This is a genomic window from Paenibacillus sp. WLX1005, from assembly GCF_046603685.1.
Lineage (GTDB): Bacteria > Bacillota > Bacilli > Paenibacillales > Paenibacillaceae > Saccharibacillus.
The window spans coordinates 1,283,283-1,298,982 of record NZ_CP176756.1 but is presented as its reverse complement, the minus strand read 5'-3'; the positions used below and the strand labels follow the sequence as shown (position 1 = coordinate 1,298,982).

Genomic DNA, 15,700 nt, shown 5'->3' with positions numbered 1-15,700 from the left:
ATCATGTATCTACAAAGTGCAATTTTATTATATTTAAGAAGAAATATATTATATACAAACCTTGTTTTGTGCTACGCTTTAATACGTAATATATTTGCACCTTTTCATCTTTTTTGAGAAGAATACATGAATCTTACAGATAGAAATTTATAATATTTGCCCCTCCTAACCTTTGATCAATATTAAATTCAGAATAAAAAACTGGAAATTGTAAAATGAATATCTACTCTTGTATATCGCTTTTTAATGTATTACATACTACTCCACTTGTATAAACCTCTTATAAATTTCTCAAAAAAAGCCATTTCCATTCAAATTCGTTCATTTTTCCTCATGTAAGCGTGAACTATCTCCTATCTTTGTTCTATGTTATCTATCTTGGACTCCTTCTCTTTTTGTTATCGCTTCCAGTTAATAATTCAAATTTTAACTATTGATTTTACTTTTTATGGGAATAGAATAGATATGTACTCTTTTCCATATTTACATGTATATTCAGAAAAAGAGAAACCTATTTCATTGTGTATTCAGACCCTGCTGTTCTTTTGCATATGACCAGCAAGAAACTACAAAATCAAAGGAGATGGAGAGCTTGAGTACAAAAATAGCAACATCCGAACAAACCCACGTAGAGGAAATGAAATTGCAGCAATCGGAGGCACCTGCCGCTTCGGTATCTGCCCCTGCCCGGCCGCAACAGAATCAATCGGTTGCCGCGGATCAGTTGCAGATGCCGGATGAGCATCAGACGGATGCCGCTTCTGCCAATCCGACTATTACTCGCCGCAATACAGGAGCGGATATGGTCGTAGATGCGCTGATCGCGCAAGATGTACAGTATATTTTTGGGATTCCGGGTGCGAAGATTGATCCGGTATTTGACGTGCTGCAAGAACGCGGACCACAGCTGATCGTATGTCGCCATGAGCAAAATGCTGCTTTTATGGCTGCTGCTATCGGACGATTGACTGGCAAACCAGGCGTATGTCTCGTAACTTCGGGACCGGGCGCATCCAATCTGGTCACTGGGCTAGTTACTGCCAATTCCGAAAGTGATCCAGTTGTTGCTCTTGCCGGTGCAGTTCCACGCACTGCCAGCTTGAAACGTACACACCAATCGATGGATAATGCCGGGCTGTTCGCACCGGTAACCAAATATAGCGTCGAAGTCGGTCATCCCGACAATGTGGTCGAAGCGATCACCAACGCCTTCCGCGAAGCTTCTTCTTCGCAGCCCGGAGCGGCATTTGTCAGTTTACCAACCGACGTATTGCTGAGTGAAGCACAGCCATTTGAACTGGCACCACTGCGTATGCCGCAACTCGGTACAGCGCCAGCCGCTTTTATCGACGAAGTGGCAGAACAGATTCGTCACGCCAAACTCCCCGTCCTGCTGCTTGGTATGAAAGCAAGTACACCGGAAGTAACAGCAGCCGTACGCCAACTACTTCGCCACACTGATCTACCAGTAGTAGAAACGTTCCAAGCAGCAGGTGCAATCTCCCGTGATCTGGTCGATCATTTCTACGGTCGAGTCGGTCTATTCAGTAATCAGCCGGGCGATCTGCTGCTGCAACAAGCCGATCTCGTACTAACCATCGGATACGATCCGATTGAATATGATCCATATTTGTGGAACAAAGGCGGCGGGCGTCTCGTGTATCATCTGGATAACCGCAAAGCCGATATCGATATGGACTACCAACCACAGCTAGAGCTTATCGGCAATATTGCGCTCAATGTGGAAGCTCTCACGCCCAAACTGGAAAGTCTGAAGCTATCCACCGAAGCAAAAGATATATTGTCTCCGCTGCAAAACAAACTGAATCAGGATGATATCTCTTACACTTCGTCGGATAACAACCGCGTGCATCCGTTGTTCTTTATCCAGACGCTGCGTAAGCTGATCGGTGACGATGTAACAGTGACCTGCGACGTTGGCTCTCACTACATCTGGATGGCGCGTTACTTCCGCTCGTATGAGCCGCGTCGCCTGCTGTTCAGTAACGGGATGCAAACGCTTGGCGTAGCACTGCCGTGGGCAATTTCCGCAGGACTGGTGAATCCGCATGAGAAAGTCGTTTCCATTTCCGGGGATGGCGGCTTCCTATTCTCTTCGATGGAGCTGGAAACGGCTGTCCGTCTGCAAACGCCAATGGTACATATTGTGTGGAATGACGGCACTTATGATATGGTTGCGTTCCAGCAGGAAATGAAATATGGACGTACATCCGGTGTGCATTTTGGCGATGTGGATATTGTCAAATACGCTGAAAGCTTTGGCGCTAAAGGGATGCGTGTCTATTCCCCGGGCGAATTGGAAACGGTACTGCGTGAAGCATTGCAGCAACAAGGTCCGGTCGTGATTGATGTACCGATCGACTACAAAGACAATATCAAACTGGGTCAAAAACTACTACCGGGAACGACCAACTGATAAGCAAACGAAACGGATAATTGATATAAAAAGGAGATCATCATAATGAGCAATCATGTCGTCTATCAGGCTTCCACCATGGTCGCACTACTCAGCGGACTATACGACGGAGCGATTACATTTGAGGAATTGCAAACATACGGAGACTTTGGCATCGGAACCTTTCATCAGCTGGACGGGGAAATGATCGCATTTGACGGCTCGTACTATCATCTCTATCCAAACAGTACAGCTCGTAAAGTCGAGTTGCAAGAATCGACGCCATTTTCGACGGTAACGTATTTTGAACCGGAGCAGTCGTTTGAATTGAACGGAACATTTACTCGTCATCAGCTGGAAGAGGTGCTGAACGATCGCCTATCCAGTCCGAATATTTTCCATGCGATTCGGATCGAAGGCACGTTCCGTGAGGTGAATACACGAACAGTAACGCATCAGACCAAGCCGTACAAACCATTTGTAGAAGTAACCAAATCGCAATCGTCCTTCCATTTTGACCGGGTAAATGGTGTGATTGCTGGTTTCTGGACACCAGCATTTGCGCAAGGCATTGGCGTAGCCGGGTATCATCTGCATTTTATTAACGACGAGCGCAATGGTGGCGGTCATGTGCTGGACTTTGTGGTCGAGAAATGCAAAATCTCCATTTGCAGCAGTGAGCATTTCAATCTACTACTACCAAGCGACGACAACTATCTGAAAGCCGATCTGGCAACGCCGGATCTGGAACAGGCGATTCTGACTGCGGAAGGTGCAGGAGCTGGCGCCTGAGTATACATGGATGGATTGCATGTTGCGATCTTGCTGGACCTGAATCGTTAGCATTCTGCTGGATTGTTGTAGTCTGGCTGACCGATTGAGATGTGGCGATACAGGTACGACAACATAAATAGATGCAGGGATAGAGAGAGAAAATAAGAATAATATTAGTGCAGGCTCCTTTCTAATATGGAAGGGAGTCTTTTTTATGGAGTCATCGTTGGTACGAAGTCGTGCAAGCCCTCATTACAAGAGATTGGTTGCAAGTAGAGGGTTGGTTCTTCGGTTGGTTCTTCGGTTGGTTCTTCGGTTGGTTCTTCGGTTGGTTCTTCGGTTGGTTCTTCGGTTGGTTCTTCGGTTGGTTCTTCACAGTTTGGACGAAAATGACCATTTGAGTACAGTTTGTCTGTTTGACATCCGCTCCGTTGTTGGACAGTTTACAATAAAGAGATAACACTAATGCTAATGAGGATAATCTACAATATCACGTAACTACATAATGCAGTGACAGCAAGAGCGATCGTGCAGAAGGTTATTCATTTCATATTAGGGAGGTTTGGTTATGCAAGCACAGGATAACCAGTTCTACTATGCGGAAAGTCGGTTGGTGCCGCGTTCCACATTAAAATCATATCTTTATCATTATCAAACTCATATTCAACCGCAGCGGCAGCAGCAGGTACAGCAAGGTTTGATTCATAGTCATGAGCTATACACACTACGTATTACCGCTGAAAAAGAAGGCGATTTCCCGACTTGGAATGTACTGGAGCTGATCGGAGTGGAGCATGCAGAACAAGCACAGGCGTTGCAGCAGCAAACTTCTACTTCTGCTTCTGCTTCTGCTTCTGCTTCTGCCTCTGCCTCTGCCTCTGTCTCTGCCTCTGCCTCTGCCTCTGCCTCTGCCTCTGCCTCTGCCTCTGCCTCTGCCTCTGCCTCTGCCTCTGCCTCTGCCTCTGCCTCAATGGATGCTTTGGTTACGGTCGTTCGTCAAGAGCTGTTGGTTAGTACGCCTGCTTCGCACTTTCCGTATCCGCCAGAACATGTACATAAACGCAAGCTCAAGCCCTTTTTCGCGGTGGAGTATGTAGATGTGCAGCAGCCGTATTTGGATGAGTTTCGCGATATTATGATTACGAATAATGGACCTGCTATGAACTATATATTGGAGCATAAGCGCTGGTGTTATTGTATGATTGCACTAGAAACGGTGAACGTCTATATGCAGCATCCAGATGCGCCGAACTGGAACCAGATTCATGTGATTGGATTGTACCCGGAAGCGATGTTGAAGTATAAGAACGATTTTGGCGAAGGATTGAAACCAGCTGGAATCTCGTTTGCGGATAATTTCCATCGGTTGGAGCAAATCCGTACGATGCGATACAAAACGTTGGGGAAACGGTACAATGGCTTAAAGCATATGTAACATTGAAATTAGGTGATCAACATGATTGCATATTGCGATCATACTCATTCTGAATCGTTAGCATGCCACATCAGTACAAGGACGGAACGATATCAAAGTATAAAGGAGCCTATGTATGAAGCTTGGAAAAAGAGTGCTTACATGTGGTTTGGTGTTGAGTGTGATTGCCAACATCATAAGAATCAAAACCAACTTTGTATGGGGCAATTCGCTGCTATGGGTTGCCATTTTTTTGGACTGCTTGGTCTGGTTATTATGCTGATCAACAAAGCAAAGTCCCACATAACCGTTAGCTGGTTGTTTGGGACTTTGCTTCTTTTGTGATGCTTACATTATGAATCATTACTTTTGGTTGTACTGAAGCGATGTTGCAGAATACGTACTCTGGACGACTTGGTGTTCATTTTGATGATGCAGATGATATTCTTGCGTGTCCTTCGGTTGCGAAGCAGGAATGGAAATAAGCTGTCCTTGCGGTTGACCGATCATTCCGTGCTGTACATTGTATACGATGGTTCCACGGCTAATCGTCTGTTCCACCCGGCAGTTTAGCTTGCGTCCAACATACGGGCTGTGCTTGTGACGATAGTACAGATGCTCAGCTTCAATCGTATATCCCTGCTGTAAATTGACCAGCACCAGGTCAGCATGTGCACCTTCAGCAATTACGCCTTTGTAGGGAAGAAGCCCAAAGCGCTGTGCTGGTTGTAGCGATAACAGCCGAGTCAATAACGGCAATGGTACATTGCGACGCAGATGCCCTTCGTCCAGCATTAACTCCAACGAATGTTGTGCTCCAGAGATACCGCCCCATGCGTCAAACATATGAGCGGCATTGCTTTTCAGCTCAGTCGGGCAAGGCGAATGATCCGAAGTGATCATATCGATCTGCTCCTGCGCGATACATTGCCATAGCTGCTCCTGCTCTGACTCATTGCGTAGTGGCGGTGCGCATTTGGCAGTGGCACCGATATGTTCCAGTGCCTGATCGGTCATTGCTAAATAATGCGGACAGGTTTCCAGTGTGACATCCATGCCCTCGCCTTTTGCCTGTGTAATGATCTGTACAGCTTCCGCACTGCTAATATGCACAAAATGTAGACGGCATCCCGTTTGCCTTGCATAGCTCAATGCCTGCTCTACCGCAGCGATTTCAGCGGCGATCGGACGAGAGGACGTATAATCAGCAGGTGTTGTTTGACCAGCTGCCAGACGTTCTGCCGTCAGCGCCGATACGGTTGGTTCATGCTCGGCATGCAGTGCGAGTATACGTCCGGTACGTGCAATGATGCGCATGCCTTCCAACAACGTCACATCGTCTACATTGCGGAACGCTTCTTCGTCCGGGTCGCCGGGTGCAGACATGAATGCCTTGAACCCGCATACTCCGGCGTCACTCAATGCTTGCAGATGCTCTAGCTTCCCCGGCACCAATCCGCCCCAGCACGCATAGTCAATATACGTGCGGTTCTGAGCGGCAGCGACTTTTTGCTGTAAAGCGGCGGTCGTTACGGTTGGCGGAATGCCATTAAGCGGCATATCCATATACATCGTGCAGCCACCGGCGGCAAGTGCCGACGAACCGGTAACGAATCCTTCCCAATCGCCTAGCCCCGGTTCGTTCAGATGCACATGCGCATCGATCATGCCTGCCACCACATGCAGCCCGGTTGCATCTACGACAGTATGTTGAGCAGAAGCATCGATTTCATCCAATGAACCGATCTGTACGATACAGCCGTCGCGAATACCGATATCGCAGTGTTCCACCCGGTCGGGAAAGACGACGGTTCCGCCTCGAATGATCATATCCAGCTTGTCCATACAAGATACACTCCCTTCTGCAAAATGAATATCACGATTGCTATGTCTGTATTGTGGCTGAATAATGTTCTCTTGCGTGGTTGCTTACACTCTATCGTGTATCGTGCAGTACTGAGATGCGTTGCAGGGTAATACGATAGCGTACGACTTACTTGATCTGTGCTTTGACCAGCTTCGAATCGACTTGCTCCAGCAAACTCAGGTCATGATACGATGCTGGATCAGGAATGGACGTAATATTTCCAACTGACAACAGATAGTTGCCAACCGCTGCTCCGTTACTACCATTTACATACGAATCGTCCACTTCCATCGAGTACACATTGCGATCCATAATTTGCTTCAGCTCGTCTTCGGTCAGATGAAGCTCTGGTGCGAGGATTTTGATGGCATCTTCACGGTGATCGTTAATGTACGTAGTCGCTTTTTCCAATGCACGCAGGATTGCTTTGATCGTATTCGGATTTTCCTGCAAATAGTCGTCTGTCACTTGCATCGTCGTATGCACGCTCATCCAGTTCACATCGCCTTTTTTGTCAGGCAATTCGCTCTTCGTACCGCTGAACAGGAACTTACCGCCGCCTTGAATCGCTTTGGTGATAAATGGCTCCCATGCTGCCATCGCATCAATCGAACCATTTTGCAGTGCTGCTACGGCATCACTTGGTGCCAGATTCACGAATTTGATCTTGCTCACATCGACACCCAGTTCTTTGCCCATATTGTCGATGGCGATCTTCACATCTGCTCCGTTCGGAATCCCAATCGTTTTGCCTTCCAGATCTTTGGCAGAGTTCAATTGCAGATTGGCAGAACCGACTACCGCTTGTGTACCCGCGATTTGAGCTAACGGTGAAACAACTTTGACGCCAATATTATTCGATTTCAAAATAATGTCCATAAAGTTCGTCTGCACACTGACTGGTGCACTACCGCCGGAGATCATTGGTCCAATGTCTGGTCCGCTCTCGATCAGCTTGCTCTCCACATTCAAGCCTTCTTCTTTAAAATAGCCCAGTTTATCGGCAATGATCTGCTGTGAGGAGATCTGTGCATCCCGTACCCCTACCAATGTGACATCCGTTTGTTCCAATCCACTATTCGCCGAAGCCGAGCTGTTGGCTGCGCTCGTATCACTGCTTGCACCTCCGCTTGAACACGCTGTTGCCAGCAAAGCCGCCATCGTTACGCCGGAAATCATTTTCAACCAGTTTGTTTTCATTCTGTTTCCCCCTCCAATAATGGTCATAACCTGTATATTTGGATACCCTCGATGTATGGTGCCATGCCGGTATGGTATAGTTCCCTTGATTGTGCAGTCAGTGCAAACTCAAACTCAACGTTTGGCGGATTTTACCACTCTGGCTTTCTCCACAGCTTGTCCCATGCCGCCTTTGCGCCAGCTGAGTACTTTACGTTCCAGCAGTTTGAGCAGAATGGAGAAGATGCTGTATTCAATCCCGATCAGGATGATAGCGACAAACATATTCGTTACTTTAAAATAGTTGCGCGCATCGACAATCATGTAGCCTAGCCCAGAATCGGCACCCATCATTTCGGATACGATCAGTGCGGAAAAGGACAACCCCAGACTGATCTGTGCGCCAATGAGCAGATTCGGTACAGCGGATGGAATCATTACACGGGTAAATACGTTGCGCTCTGATGCACCCAGACTGAGTGCAGAGCGGATCAATGTAGACGGAACAGATTTGAAGCCCTCCACCGTGTTCACTAGCACAGGTACAAAGGTCGTCCAAGCAATCAGCATAATTTTCGGAAATTCACCAATGCCGAACCAGATAATGAACAGCGGCAGCAAGGCGAGCGACGGAATCGGACTTATCAATGTCAAAATCGGTGAAATCCAGCGTTCCAGCGTAGCAAACTTGCTGATCAACACTGCCAGAATGACCGCCGCTACTGCGCCGAGCGCGAATCCAGCGAAGATACGAATGGAGCTGGCAATCAGACTATCGACGATGATACCGGTTTTGGCTAGCGCCCAGCCATCGTGCAGCAGCAGTGACGGTGCAGGCAGGAACAGCGGATTGAACAGCTTGATCTCCATATTAAGGCGCGAGAATGCTTCCCAGATGACGAAGAACAATATGTATGGGAGTGCGCTTTTCCATACGCTGAGATCCAATGACATTTTCTTGGCGACTGGTGGTGATACGGGAACTGGCTGGGATGTCTTGCCGCCTTTGCCCAGTGTTGTCGGAACTTCGTTCATAACAATACCTCCTCTTCATCTTCCATCAGCAGACGCTCAATCTTGCCCATCATCTCGCCAAAGCCCGGTGTCTCAAACGTACGCGGATGCTGCATATTCACTTCAAAAATCTCGGCAATCGCTCCATGCTTCATTACGACGATGCGATCTGCCAGATAGACTGCTTCGCTAATGCTGTGCGTGACGAACAGGATCGTCGTTTTGAGCTTTTCGTAGATTCTGCGCAGTTCCCGCTGCATCAGATCACGGGTGAGAATATCAAGTGCGCCAAACGGCTCGTCCATTAGCAATACATCTGGATGACTAGCAAGCGCTCTGGCAATGCCGACACGCTGCTTCATACCGCCCGACAGATCTGCTGGATAATGATGCGCATACGCGTCCAGACCGACCATTTTCAAAAAGTCCATCGCTATATCGCGTGCCTGCGGCTTTGGTGTTCCTTGCACTTCTGGTCCGAACGCTACATTCTCCAGTACGGTGTACCAAGGAAATAGCGCGTGATCTTGAAATACCATGCCACGCTCTCTTGCAGGTCCTTCGATGACTTTGCCATTCATTTTCAGACTGCCTTCGTCAGGGAACATATAGCCCGCTACCATATTGAGCAATGTCGATTTGCCGCAGCCGCTATGACCAAGAATACAAATAAATTCATTGTCGTTCACCGTCAGATTAATATCTTCCAAAATCGTCCGCTCACCAAACTTCTTCTGCACATGCTCCACGATCAGTTTCATACAACCACCTCTTTCATCAAATTAAACACAGTGACGATGGGCATTCTTATCAAACATCGATATTGGATGTTAGGATTAGCTGGTAGTTCTTCCTAGCAATTTCAGTCGTTTATCCATCCATGCAATCTTGCATACAATACCTGTCACTTTTGAATCCAAGATTGTATACAATCTTGTGTACAGTGATGGACAATGCTAGCCGATGCTTCAGATTATGAAAGCAATCATCCTCATAATCAGCGGAAAACTGGCAGTACCCTCCTTTAAGAAAGGCTTGTCATCCGAACATGATGTGGGAAAATATCGCTTAATGACGACGGTCGTTCATATTGCTCTTCAAACTTCAATGCCTGTTCGATCTCTAGCAAATGGTCATTCATCAACTGTTCCGCCTGCTCCGTCTGTCCACTGCGAATGGCTTCCAATATTAGCTGATGATCGTCACAGCACTTCGTCTTCTGCTCACCATACAAGGCGATAATGACGTAAGACAGCGAGATCAGTTCTTCCAAATATCTGGAGTAGTATTCATTGCCTGACGCTTCTGCCAGCCGCAGATGAAAGTCTCCTGTAATGCGAATCGCTGCGAAAATATTACCGTGATGCTGGGCATCGTGTTCATCCCGAATGAGCTGGTGTAGCAATTGATATTGCTCATCGCCCAAATGCTCACACACCTTGCGTACAACTGCCGTTTCGATCACTCGCCTCATCTCGAATACTTGCTTGGCTTCATCAATCGTCGGGCATGAGACAAATGCACCTTTGTAAGGGATGATCGTTACTAGCTTCTCCGCTGCTAATCGTCGTACCACATTACGCACCGGCGTACGGCTAACGCCAAATGATTCTGCCAACACTTCTTCCACCAGCTGCATATTCGGTCGCATCTTCTGCTCAATAATGGCCTGCTTGATCGCCTGATATATCTCCTGCTCCTGTTCCAGCGCCATTGATATCCCTCGCTCTTCAGTTTCATGTATGTTTTATTTACACGGATTATAGTCCGATTCTGTTTATAACGTCAATATAGTTTACATATAAAATAACTATAATCTATAAATATGCACTATTCATCCCATTATCTTTTGTTTTATTTGCTAAAAATAATATTCATGTCATCTATTTTAACTTATCATTTGTTATTACTATGATTTCCCTGTCTATTCCGATCCATTTTGTTGTTTTCTTCACGCATGGAATGGATAATTATGGTTAGCAGGATGTTGGCGATGAATAGGGATCATGCCATGGACAAGCCGTTTTCCTTCTCGTCGTCCGTTTACAACGCATCTATACAAAGAAAAGACATATCTCAATCTACCCATTCCACTCTATACCGATGCTTTGTAATGAAATACATTCATCCTGCATGTCGCTACTTCCTTCCATTCTCTCTAGCTCAACACAGATTGCACATACAAGGTCGGGAACAAACCAATAGAACAGGAGGCTTTATTATGGAACGTCAAATGCGTGTGATTCCGTATCAGGTTAAAGCACAAGCGGAGCAGGTAAGTGAGACGCCGCGTGGCGTGGATTTGATTCAGGCACCAGAGGTATGGTCGCAGAACAAAGGGAAAGGCATCACCGTCGCCATTCTGGATACAGGCTGCGATACCGATCATCCCGATCTAAAGGGACGTATTATCGGCGGTCGCAATTTTACCAATGACGATGACAGCAATGCTGACGTATACGAAGATCATAACGGTCATGGCACTCATGTCGCCGGTACAATTGCCGCCATTGCAAATGGTACTGGTGTTGTAGGTGTGGCGCCGGAAGCCAGTCTGCTAATCATCAAAGTGCTCAATCATGAAGGTTCCGGGCAATATGAATGGATTATCAGTGGCATTCGTTACGCTGTCGAGCAGAAGGTCGATATGATCTCCATGTCACTCGGCGGCCCCGAAGATGTACCTGATATGCACAAAGCGATTCAAGAGGCAGTCGATAACAATATTCTGGTTGTATGCGCCGCCGGGAATGAAGGCGACGCCAACCCGGATACCGATGAATACGGATATCCCGGTTACTACAATGAAGTGATCAGCGTCGGCTCGGTCAATCTGGCACGGCAAACATCGAGCTTTTCCAATACAAACAAAGAAGTCGATCTGGTCGCACCCGGTGAAGATATTCAATCAACCTATCTGAACGGCGGTTATGCTACCCTGAGCGGTACATCAATGGCAACTCCGCACGTATCTGGTGCACTGGCACTGATCAAAAATATTGCTAACGCTGAATTTGAGCGTTTATTGAGTGAGCCGGAGCTGTATGCACAGCTGGTACGACGCACGATTCCGCTTGGATATCCAGCGCGCTCGGAAGGAAATGGATTTCTGTATTTGACGGCATTGGAAGAATTGAAAGAAGTATTTGAGCCGCAACGAGTAGCGAGTATACTGCAAAGCTGAACCCATCAACTACTGAGTTCTGAGTTCTGAGTTCTGAGTTCTGAGTTCTGAGTTCTGAGTTCTGAGTTCTGAGTTCTGAGTTCTGAGTTCTGAGTTCTGAGTTCTGTAAAATGGTACAAAATAGCAGCAAAAAAAGCGAAGAATGATTACATACTCCGCTTTTTTGCTGCTATTTTTATGATCACCGATTGTGTTGATGTTGTTGATGTATTACGGCTTTGTTTTGTGTGGATTGCGGCTTTTTATAGATGATGACAGTATCAGGTATGATTTCTACACATCCACTTTTCCATTCCACTCTTGCATCTCCACTGCATCTCTACTTCTGCATCCATTCCTTGTTATCTGCCGTGTATCTACTTCATCTATTTAATCGTCATGTTCATATGTCTGTATTCATATATTTATTTGTACAAATTTGTAATTTTTCCTCAAAATTCTGGTATACTGAAAACCATCTTCACCGACGATGACAGGTAGCCATCTGCTCGTTTACAGCTGTACTGCTTTCCCTACGCTTCATACATAAGATGCTGTTTCTATCCAATCCATTTATAGCAAAGGAGTCTTGCATGTGTCTTCTTCTAGTTTATCCAAAACGACTGCCGGACAGCAGACCACTCAGCCACCGATAAAACGTACGATTTTTGGCGTACTGCTGGCGATCTCGCTTGTGCATCTATTCAATGATTCGATGCAATCTGTGATTCCGGCAATTTTCCCGATTTTAAAGGAAACGATGAATCTCAATTATACGCAGATTGGCTGGATCGCGTTTACGATTAACTTTACCGCTTCTATAATGCAGCCATTTGTCGGGCTATTCTCTGATAAAAGACCGACACCAGCGCTGTTGCCTATCGGCATGGCGTTTACATTTACCGGGATGCTGCTGTTAGCGCTGGCAGATACGTATACAGCGGTGCTCGTTGCAGTTGTGTTTGTCGGGCTTGGCTCAGCGGCATTTCACCCGGAAGGCTCCAAAGTATCCAATCTGGCGGCAGGTAGTCGGCGCGGGTTGGCACAGTCGATCTTTCAGGTTGGTGGCAATGCTGGACAATCGCTGGCTCCGCTATTAACGTCACTGATCTTCGTACCATATGGACAATTCGGCGCGATTGGATTTACCGGAGTGGCGGCAGCAGGAATTATCGTACAAATCTTTATCGCTCGCTGGTATGGCAATACATTGCGCGATACATCGATTGCGAAACGACAACAAACAGCTGGTGTGATCCGCCCCGAGCTGAAGCAGCGCATTGCGTTTGCAATGGTGGTGCTCATTATGCTCGTCTTCGTTCGTTCCTGGTATGTCTCATCCATCGGTAGCTACTACAGCTTCTTGCTAATTGATACGTTCCATACAAATGTCGGTGAAGCGCAATTGTATGTATTTCTGTTCTTGGCAGCGGGTGCGGTGGGCACGTTCTTCGGCGGGCCGCTTGCCGACCGTTTTGGTAAACGTAATCTCATCTTCACGTCTATGGCAGCTGCTGCTCCACTCGCGCTATTGCTCCCTTATGCCAATCTGTTCTGGACAGGTGTACTACTGGCGCTGGTCGGATTTATCGTCACATCGAGCTTCTCGGTGACGGTCGTGTATGCGCAAATGCTCGTACCCGGTCGGATTGGTACCGTATCGGGCTTGATCACCGGGCTTGCTTTTGGACTGGGTGGTGTAGGCGCGCTCGTACTTGGCAACTGGATTGATGCAATCGGCATCTCGCCAGTAATGCAGCTGTGCAGCTTCTTGCCGCTGCTTGGCGCATTCACCTTCCTGCTGCCGACGGATCGCAAGCTGAACGAATGGACGAACGGTGCATCCGAGTAATGTAGTGAAGCAATTTGTCTATTCTCGTGCCACCTGATCTCACATATGCTTCGTTCTACTAGCTGTGTAGATCATTCAATCAAACCAATCGCTATGTTCGGTCAAACAAAAACCGCCGCAGTTCACAGACATAATCTGTGAACTGCGGCGGTTTATTTCATTACTCATACAGTGTAACGTCGGATGACGGATTCCGTAGTCTATCCGGTTGCATCAATCCAACGGTTACACTGTGAGTTGATAGCGTGTATCTACCAATCAGCTTAGCTACCTGACGAAGCAGAGCTGCTTGCCGATGATGAACTGCTGGCGATGTAGCCGTTGTTCATCGCATCTACTTTTGCTTTTTGTACATAATATTGCAGTTGAGTCAGTTGTGCTTTGATTTGGGAAGCATCGACTTGATACTGGTATTTGTCCAGATCATATTTGGTAACGACGCCTGCATTGTAACGAATCTGCATGTTCACGCCATCGACGCTAGCATCCTGTGCCGAGCGTTGTGCTGTTTGCACGTCTTTCAGCGCAGTGTCCATATCTTTCAGATTCGATTCGATTGCTTTGGCATAGGTTACTTTGCCTTGTTCCAGTTGTTGAGCGGCAATTTGAGTCGTTGCTTTGTTCGCTTGATCTTCAAAGCTGTTGTCTGTAATTGCTTTTTGCTCATCTTGTTCCGCTTTGTTCAGGCTGTTGCCCAGCGATTGGATCTGGTACGATTTGCCGAGCAGTGTATCTGCATCAACTGTCGGTGCAGCATCCAATTTTACATCAACGTCCGCCAGTTTGATATTCGGATCGTATACGATGCCGAGATCATAGCTGAGTGTGGACAGTGTTTTTTGGTACGAATCGTTCAAGCTGGTCAGGTTATCCTGCTCTGCTTTGAGTGCGCGATCCGCTTTGTCGATATCTTCTTGTGTACCGGAACCAAGACTTTGCAGCGTTTGTGCACGTTGCACGTCACGTTGCAGCACTTGAATATATTCTTGAGACAGGTTGATTTGTTTTTGCAGCGTCAGCAGTTGAACGTACTGACCGGTCATTGCCAGCTTCGTACCTTCTTTGGCTTCATCGACTTGCAATTGTGTGTTCAGCTTCTGGGTATCCAGATCGCGAATATTGGTTTCCAACGTTTGACCTGTTTGGGAACCAGTAGACAGGCTCACTTCGTTACTGCGGTTCGTTGTTACATATTGCAGACCCGGAGAAGCGTTCAGATAATCAACATAGTTCAAACCAAGACTGGCATTTTGTTGATCCAGTACACGGTATTTCAGTTGCAGCAATTGCAGGTTGTACGAGTCATTGATCGCCAGATCGATTACTTTTTCCAGATCCAGGCTATCGACTTTTTTTGCTTCGCGTACACCAGAGATCTGGGTCTGCGTTGTAGTGGAGCTATCGGTTGTTGCCGTTTGATCCGTTGTTGTACCTGTTGTAGCAGGTGTAGTTGTTGTGGTGCTATCTGCGGCATTGGCAAATGTAGCAGGCTGAGTTGCAGCCAGCAGTACAGCAGCGAATACCGAAGCACTAACCATTCCTTTTTTCATCATTCAAAATTCCTTCCTTCATGTATTTCAGCAAATATGAGACCGACGTTCATCCTCTGTCTGCAAAACACTTAGTAATACTAATAAAATTAATTTAGCATTCCTAACAAAATAAATCAACCTTTATTCCACCTTAACATAAGAACAATTTCAACTGCACACAAAAAAGTCACCTTTGCCGGCTCTATCTTATTAGACGCCGACATCAGGTGAAGGTTGCAGTACGATCCATTTTATCTTCTATATAAAAAGTTATATATGATATGTGCACGATCAGGAACATGTTATGGGCTACCATTGCCACTCAATGAACAGGACGACAGACACAACCAGTACAAGCGCTGCAATAACCAGTTGCGCGCGTGCGTTGGAAATGGACGTCTTGACGGCAAGATATGAAGGCTGCTCTTCTTCGGCATACGTCGCTTTATGGTTAGTTTGCAGATCATCACTAATTTTCATGCGTCTACC

At 46.8% G+C, this 15,700-nt stretch carries 13 protein-coding genes; 6 read left to right on the top strand and 7 right to left on the bottom strand.

The genetic code is table 11. The features are described from left to right. The first annotated feature begins 802 nt into the window (after positions 1–802). The 4 genes from alsS (at position 803) to ACE3MZ_RS05570 (ending at position 4,625) form a co-directional block, all read left to right on the top strand. Entirely contained in the window at positions 803–2,437 is a 1,635-nt protein-coding gene (gene alsS, locus ACE3MZ_RS05585; protein ID WP_411346710.1) for an acetolactate synthase AlsS, read from the top strand. 45 nt (positions 2,438–2,482) lie between these two features. Further along, the gene (gene budA, locus ACE3MZ_RS05580) at positions 2,483–3,208 is read left to right on the top strand and encodes an acetolactate decarboxylase (RefSeq protein ID WP_411345486.1); all 726 of its coding nucleotides are present in this window, start codon (positions 2,483–2,485) and stop codon (positions 3,206–3,208) included. 248 nt (positions 3,209–3,456) lie between these two features. Beyond that, on the top strand, positions 3,457–3,591 hold the full coding sequence (locus ACE3MZ_RS05575) for a hypothetical protein (protein WP_411345485.1): 135 nt from the start codon (positions 3,457–3,459) through the stop codon (positions 3,589–3,591). Between the two features lie 167 nt (positions 3,592–3,758). Continuing rightward, positions 3,759–4,625 carry a hypothetical protein gene (locus ACE3MZ_RS05570; protein WP_411345484.1) on the top strand — a complete coding sequence of 289 codons (867 nt, stop codon included), beginning with the start codon at positions 3,759–3,761 and terminating at the stop codon, positions 4,623–4,625. 342 nt (positions 4,626–4,967) lie between these two features. Here ACE3MZ_RS05570 and allB read toward each other — a convergent pair whose 3' ends face one another. The 5 genes from allB to ACE3MZ_RS05545 form a co-directional block, all read right to left on the bottom strand. Next, complete coding sequence (allB, locus tag ACE3MZ_RS05565; protein WP_411345483.1) at positions 4,968–6,449, bottom strand: allantoinase AllB; 1,482 nt, start codon at positions 6,447–6,449, stop codon at positions 4,968–4,970. 148 nt (positions 6,450–6,597) lie between these two features. Then, positions 6,598–7,671, bottom strand: coding sequence for an ABC transporter substrate-binding protein (locus tag ACE3MZ_RS05560; protein WP_411345482.1), 1,074 nt, complete (start codon positions 7,669–7,671; stop codon positions 6,598–6,600). A 114-nt stretch (positions 7,672–7,785) separates the two neighbouring features. Beyond that, a complete protein-coding gene (locus ACE3MZ_RS05555) occupies positions 7,786–8,604 on the bottom strand; it encodes an ABC transporter permease (RefSeq protein ID WP_411346709.1) in 819 nt (272 codons plus the stop codon). Positions 8,605–8,681: 77 nt separating this feature from the next. Beyond that, positions 8,682–9,425, bottom strand: a complete 744-nt coding sequence (locus ACE3MZ_RS05550) for an ABC transporter ATP-binding protein (protein ID WP_411345481.1) — start codon at positions 9,423–9,425, stop codon at positions 8,682–8,684. A 263-nt stretch (positions 9,426–9,688) separates the two neighbouring features. Continuing rightward, positions 9,689–10,378 (bottom strand): GntR family transcriptional regulator, encoded by a 690-nt coding sequence (locus ACE3MZ_RS05545; RefSeq protein ID WP_411345480.1) that lies wholly within the window; start codon positions 10,376–10,378, stop codon positions 9,689–9,691. Between the two features lie 507 nt (positions 10,379–10,885). Here ACE3MZ_RS05545 and ACE3MZ_RS05540 point away from each other — a divergent pair. After that, positions 10,886–11,848: a S8 family peptidase gene (locus ACE3MZ_RS05540; protein ID WP_411345479.1), complete on the top strand. Its 963-nt coding sequence runs from the start codon at positions 10,886–10,888 to the stop codon at positions 11,846–11,848. Between the two features lie 574 nt (positions 11,849–12,422). Next, positions 12,423–13,679, top strand: a complete 1,257-nt coding sequence (locus ACE3MZ_RS05535) for an MFS transporter (RefSeq protein ID WP_411345478.1) — start codon at positions 12,423–12,425, stop codon at positions 13,677–13,679. A gap of 263 nt (positions 13,680–13,942) precedes the next feature. Here ACE3MZ_RS05535 and ACE3MZ_RS05530 read toward each other — a convergent pair whose 3' ends face one another. Both ACE3MZ_RS05530 and ACE3MZ_RS05525 read right to left on the bottom strand, forming a co-directional pair. Continuing rightward, positions 13,943–15,232: a TolC family protein gene (locus ACE3MZ_RS05530; protein WP_411345477.1), complete on the bottom strand. Its 1,290-nt coding sequence runs from the start codon at positions 15,230–15,232 to the stop codon at positions 13,943–13,945. A gap of 288 nt (positions 15,233–15,520) precedes the next feature. After that, entirely contained in the window at positions 15,521–15,691 is a 171-nt protein-coding gene (locus tag ACE3MZ_RS05525; RefSeq protein WP_411345476.1) for a hypothetical protein, read from the bottom strand. Between the last annotated feature and the right edge of the window lie 9 nt (positions 15,692–15,700).